General features: G+C 67.3%; 5 protein-coding genes. 1 reads left to right on the top strand and 4 read right to left on the bottom strand.

The features are described 5' to 3' along the window. The first annotated feature begins 591 nt into the window (after positions 1 to 591). Positions 592 to 816: a hypothetical protein gene (locus AB0K35_RS31325; protein ID WP_357282138.1), complete on the top strand. Its 225-nt coding sequence runs from the start codon at positions 592 to 594 to the stop codon at positions 814 to 816. 65 nt (positions 817 to 881) lie between these two features. Here AB0K35_RS31325 and AB0K35_RS31320 read toward each other — a convergent pair whose 3' ends face one another. The 4 genes from AB0K35_RS31320 to AB0K35_RS31305 all read right to left on the bottom strand — a co-directional run bounded on the left by AB0K35_RS31320 (position 882) and on the right by AB0K35_RS31305 (position 4,637). Continuing rightward, positions 882 to 1,679 carry a carbon-nitrogen hydrolase family protein gene (locus tag AB0K35_RS31320; protein WP_363889950.1) on the bottom strand — a complete coding sequence of 266 codons (798 nt, stop codon included), beginning with the start codon at positions 1,677 to 1,679 and terminating at the stop codon, positions 882 to 884. A gap of 138 nt (positions 1,680 to 1,817) precedes the next feature. Further along, complete coding sequence (clpX, locus tag AB0K35_RS31315; RefSeq protein ID WP_030333537.1) at positions 1,818 to 3,113, bottom strand: ATP-dependent Clp protease ATP-binding subunit ClpX; 1,296 nt, start codon at positions 3,111 to 3,113, stop codon at positions 1,818 to 1,820. A 209-nt stretch (positions 3,114 to 3,322) separates the two neighbouring features. Beyond that, the gene (locus AB0K35_RS31310; protein ID WP_030333536.1) at positions 3,323 to 3,985 is read right to left on the bottom strand and encodes an ATP-dependent Clp protease proteolytic subunit; all 663 of its coding nucleotides are present in this window, start codon (positions 3,983 to 3,985) and stop codon (positions 3,323 to 3,325) included. A gap of 10 nt (positions 3,986 to 3,995) precedes the next feature. Then, positions 3,996 to 4,637: an ATP-dependent Clp protease proteolytic subunit gene (locus AB0K35_RS31305; RefSeq protein ID WP_007464111.1), complete on the bottom strand. Its 642-nt coding sequence runs from the start codon at positions 4,635 to 4,637 to the stop codon at positions 3,996 to 3,998. Positions 4,638 to 4,935 lie beyond the last annotated feature (298 nt).

Raw genomic sequence — 4,935 nt, 5'->3', positions numbered from 1 at the left:
CTGGCTTTACAAGCACCCTGTTGAGTTCTCAAAGAACAACCACACACCGACCAGAAGCCCCACCACGTGGAACCCCAACCGGGGCTTTCCGCACCCTGTCCCCAGCGCTATCAGCGCCAGGCACTTTTACTACGTTACCCGCTCGTTTCCACCGTGTCAAACCGATATTTCGCGGTTCGCCATGCTTCAACCGATAATGCGGATAGCCTTGCTTGCTCGAGTCCACGAGGACGCACGTCGTTACCGACGTTCGTTTCTGTCGTGGGAAGCCGCAGACCGGCCGATCACCGCTTCGCGGCTCTCCGCCCGGCTCCTGCCGGCTTCAGCACTCTACCCGGTCGGCTCCGCGTTCGCAACCCCGTCTCCGGAGTGTTCCGCACCGCCCGATCCTCAGTCTCGCTCGGCGTTCCCGCCACGAGCCTGGCGCCCGTTCTCGGCCAGTTTGTCCGGCCTCCCCCGTGCAGAGAGAAAGTTACGCGGACGGCCCGGAGAAGGCAAATCAGGGTTCATCACTGGTTCGGGCGAACAGCGCCGACCGGTCCCCGGCGCAGCCGAGGACGGGAGCCGCCTCGACGTGCCAGAGTGTCAGTCATGGATGAGTCCGGGCACGGTGCCAGGGTGTTCGCCGAGGAGGCGCTGCTCGGCCTCATCGGGCCGTTCTGGCAGGTGGTGATCGGCGCGGTCGTGCTGGTCGTTCTTGTGCTCTCGGTCGGACGACTGGCCCGACGGGGCAGATCCCGGATGACCACGGCGCTGCTGGTCACCGCCGCGGCCATCGCCGGGTTCGCGGTGATCGGCGTCCTGCTCGAGAACTGAGGTTCAGCGCCGGCGGTCGGCCAGGCTGGATGACTCAGAGCCTGCGGTTGGCCGGGCCGGGCAGCTCAGAGCCGGCGGTTGGCCAGGCTGGGCAGCTCGGCGCGGATCGTTTCGAGCCGGTCCAGGTCCAGGTCGACGACGGAGACCCCCGGGCCGTCCGGCACCTGGCCCATGACCGTCCCCCACGGGTCGATCACCATGCTGCGCCCAAAGCAGGTGCGACCTGGCTCGTGGTCGCCGGTCTGACCGGCCGCCGCCACGAAACACTGGTTCTCGATCGCCCTGGCCCGCAGCAGGACCTCCCAGTGGTCCCGGCCGGTGTGCATCATGAACGCGGCCGGTACCACCAGCAGTTGGGCGCCGCCATCGGCCGCGAGCAGCCGGTACAGCTCCGGGAAGCGCAGGTCGTAGCAGATCGACAGGCCGACCCGCAGCCCCTCGACGTCGACCACCACCGGTTGGACCCCGGGCGCGACACTCGCCGACTCCCGGTAGGAGACCCGACCCGGGATCTCCACGTCGTACAGGTGGATCTTGCGGTAGCTCGCTGCCAGACTGCCGGAACGGTCGAAGACAAGCGAGGTGTTCCAGGTGTGGTCCGGGTCCGGGCCGGCCTCGTGGAACGAGCCGGCCACCAACCAGATCCCGAGCCGCCGCGCGACACCGGCGAAGAAGCTGCCCACCTCGCCGTCGACCGGCTCCGGTTCGGGCAGCCCAGCGGCAGGACCCAGATAGTCGACGTACTCCGGGAGGACGGCGAGATCCGCGCCGCCGGCGGCGACGCGCTCCAGTAGGGCCTCCGCAGCCGCCAGATTGGCCTTACGGTCGTCCCGGGCGTTCAACTGGCAGACGGCGACACGCATGAGCAAAGGGTACGGCTGGAGGGCTCTGACGGACAGCGTCACAGTCTGGCCGGCACGGGTGGTGGGCACTGGCGAACGGCGCCGAACACGAACACGCCGGCCGCTCAGGATCGAACGGCCGGCGTGATGCGGGAAGGATCAGGCGGACTTCTCTTCGCGGTCGCGCCGAGCCCGGCGCCCGGTGAACTCACGCGGCACGATCGTCGGGTTGACGTTCTCCAGGACAACCTCGCGGGTGATCAGCACGCGGGCGGCGTCGGGGTTGCTCGGCACCTCGTACATCGCGGAGAGCAGAACCTCCTCGATGATGGCCCGCAGACCACGGGCACCGGTGCCCCGCAGCATCGCCTGATCGGCGATGGCTTCCAGCGCCGGCTCGTCGAACTCGAGCTCGACACCGTCCAGCTCGAACAGGCGCTGGTACTGCCGGACCAGGGCGTTGCGCGGCTCGGTGAGGATCCGAACGAGGGCGCTACGGTCCAGGCTGCGAACGTTGGTGATCACCGGCAGCCGGCCGACGAACTCGGGGATCAGCCCGAACTTGAGCATGTCTTCCGGCATGACCTGGCTGAAGATGTCGTCGGTCGACCGCTCGGAGACCGACCGGAGCCGGGCACCGAAGCCGGTGCCGCCCTGCCCGGTGCGGGACTCGATGATCTGGTCGAGGCCGGCGAACGCCCCACCACAGATGAACAGCACGTTCGTGGTGTCGATCTGGATGAACTCCTGATGTGGGTGCTTACGGCCACCCTGCGGGGGCACATTGGCCACAGTGCCCTCGAGCATCTTGAGCAGGGCCTGTTGCACACCCTCACCGGAGACGTCCCGGGTGATCGACGGATTCTCCGACTTGCGGGCGATCTTGTCGACCTCGTCGATGTAGATGATGCCGGTCTCGGCGCGCTTGATGTCGTAGTCGGCGGCCTGGATCAGCTTGAGGAGGATGTTCTCGACATCCTCGCCCACGTAGCCCGCCTCGGTCAGCGCTGTGGCGTCGGCGATGGCGAACGGGACGTTCAACATCCGGGCGAGGGTCTGCGCGAGGTGGGTCTTGCCGCACCCCGTCGGGCCGAGCAGCAGGATGTTGGACTTGGCCAGCTCGACGGCGTCACTGCCGGAGCCCGGCGCGCCAGCCGCCTCGGCCTGGATCCGCTTGTAGTGGTTGTAGACAGCTACAGCGAGCGCCTTCTTGGCCTGATCCTGCCCCACGACGTAGGTGTCGAGGAACTGGCAGATCTCCATCGGCTTGGGAAGCTCTTCCCACTTCACCTCGCCGGACTCGGCCAGCTCCTCTTCGATGATCTCGTTGCAGAGATCGATGCACTCGTCGCAGATGTAGACCCCTGGGCCCGCGATGAGCTTCTTGACCTGCTTCTGCGACTTGCCGCAGAAGGAGCATTTCAGTAGGTCGCCGCCGTCACCGATCCGTGCCACCTACGTTCTCCCTGCACTCATCGGCCGGAGACCCGGCCCTGACCTGCGGACGTTGCGCGCCGCCCGGCTTAGTTCGCGCCGCCGGTCCAACCGGCGAAGCGGTACGGACCCGACGTTACCCGCTGGCGGGGCATTCTCCGACCCCCAAAACGGGTGTGTCAGAGGTCGGCCGGGAACGGAGCCCCGGCCAACCTCTGACCCGGTACAGCTCAGCGGGCGGCGTTGGCCGCCAGCAGACCCTTCTTGCGGCTGGTCAGGATCGTGTCGACCAGCCCGTACTCCTTGGACTCCTCGGCCGTCATGATCTTGTCACGGTCGATGTCCTTGCGAACCTGCTCGATCGGGCGGTTGCAGTGGCGGGACAGCATGTCCTCCAGCTGCGTACGCATCCGCAGGATCTCCCGGGCCTGGATCTCGATGTCCGAGCCCTGCCCGTAGCCGCCCTCGGTGGCCGGCTGGTGGATGATGATCCGCGAGTTCGGCAGGGCCATCCGCTTACCCGGGGTGCCCGCCGAGAGCAGCACCGCCGCCGCGCTCGCCGCCTGCCCGAGGCAGACCGTCGAGATGTCCGGACGGACGTACTGCATGGTGTCGTAGATCGCCGTCATGGCGGTGAACGAACCACCCGGCGAGTTGATGTACATGATGATGTCGCGGTCCGGGTCGGTGCCCTCGAGCGTCAGCAGCTGGGCCATCACGTCGTTGGCCGACGCGTCGTCCACCTGGACGCCGAGGAAGATGATCCGGTCCTCGAAGAGCTTGTTGTACGGGTTCGACTCCTTGACCCCGTACGACGTGCGCTCAACGAACGACGGCAGCACGTAGCGGTTGTGCACGGCCGCGAACTGGGGCGGCAGGCTCAGATCGGTCATCGTCAGCTCCTCAGCTCAGGGTCCCGGCGCCATCCGGAACCTGTGCGGCCCCGATGATCACCTTGTCGATGAAGCCGTAGTCCATGGCCTCCTGGGCGGTGAACCAACGGTCCCGGTCCGAGTCGGCCTCGATCTGCGACTGGCTCTGGCCGGTGTGGTGCGCGACCCGCTCCTGGAACATCCGCTTCGTGTAGAGCATCTGCTCCGCCTGGATGGCGATGTCGGACGCCGTGCCGCCCAGACCACCGGACGGCTGGTGCATCATGATCCGTGCGTGGGGCAGGGCGTACCGCTTGCCCTTGGTGCCCGCGCAAAGCAGCAGCTGGCCCATCGAGGCAGCCATGCCCATCGCCACGGTCGACACGTCGTTGTCGATGAACTGCATGGTGTCGTAGATCGCCATGCCGGAGTAGACCGAGCCACCCGGCGAGTTGATCCACAGGTTGATGTCGCGGTCCGGGTCCTCCGCGGCGAGCAGCAGCAGCTGCGCGCAGATGCGGTTGGCGACCTGGTCGGTCACCTCACTGCCCAGGAAGATGATGCGTTCCTTGAGCAACCGGTTGTAGACCGAGTCGTCGAGGTTGCCAATGGAGTCGCCACCGCGCGCGTCAATCGCCCGGAGCGACTTCTTGGGGATGTGCATGTCGGTCATGGCAGCCCTTCGCTCTCCGTACCGTCTTTCCCGACACTAACCGCTGTGCGGGGCGGCAGAGTCCCGGTCGGGGCAGTGTTCGCTCTCAGCGCAGCTGTGTCGGGGTACCCGCGGCGCGGGCTTCCGGGCGTACCCGGCAGTGCTTGCTGCCCGGCGTACCCGGCAGTGCTGGCTGCCCGGGCGCACCCGGAAAGGGAAACGGCCGCCGGGCCGCGGGGAGCGGCCGGCGGCGGGGGCCCCCCCGCAAGAGTTGGCGTGGGTTTTGTACGCCGCGGTTTTGGGGCGGCGGGGGGGGTTT

The organism is Micromonospora sp. NPDC053740, from assembly GCF_040677775.1.
Lineage (GTDB): Bacteria > Actinomycetota > Actinomycetes > Mycobacteriales > Micromonosporaceae > Micromonospora > Micromonospora alfalfae.
The sequence above is the reverse complement of the archived record's forward strand: the minus strand, read 5'-3'. Positions and strand labels throughout refer to the sequence as shown.

What these genes read in the sequence shown, in the direction of transcription:
- AB0K35_RS31320 (WP_363889950.1), bottom strand. Translation starts at nt 1,679, where the DNA reads ATGCGTGTCGCCGTCTGCCAGTTGAACGCCCGGGACGACCGTAAGGCC.
- AB0K35_RS31305 (WP_007464111.1), bottom strand. Translation starts at nt 4,637, where the DNA reads ATGACCGACATGCACATCCCCAAGAAGTCGCTCCGGGCGATTGACGCG.
- AB0K35_RS31325 (WP_357282138.1), top strand. Translation starts at nt 592, where the DNA reads ATGGATGAGTCCGGGCACGGTGCCAGGGTGTTCGCCGAGGAGGCGCTG.
- AB0K35_RS31310 (WP_030333536.1), bottom strand. Translation starts at nt 3,985, where the DNA reads ATGACCGATCTGAGCCTGCCGCCCCAGTTCGCGGCCGTGCACAACCGC.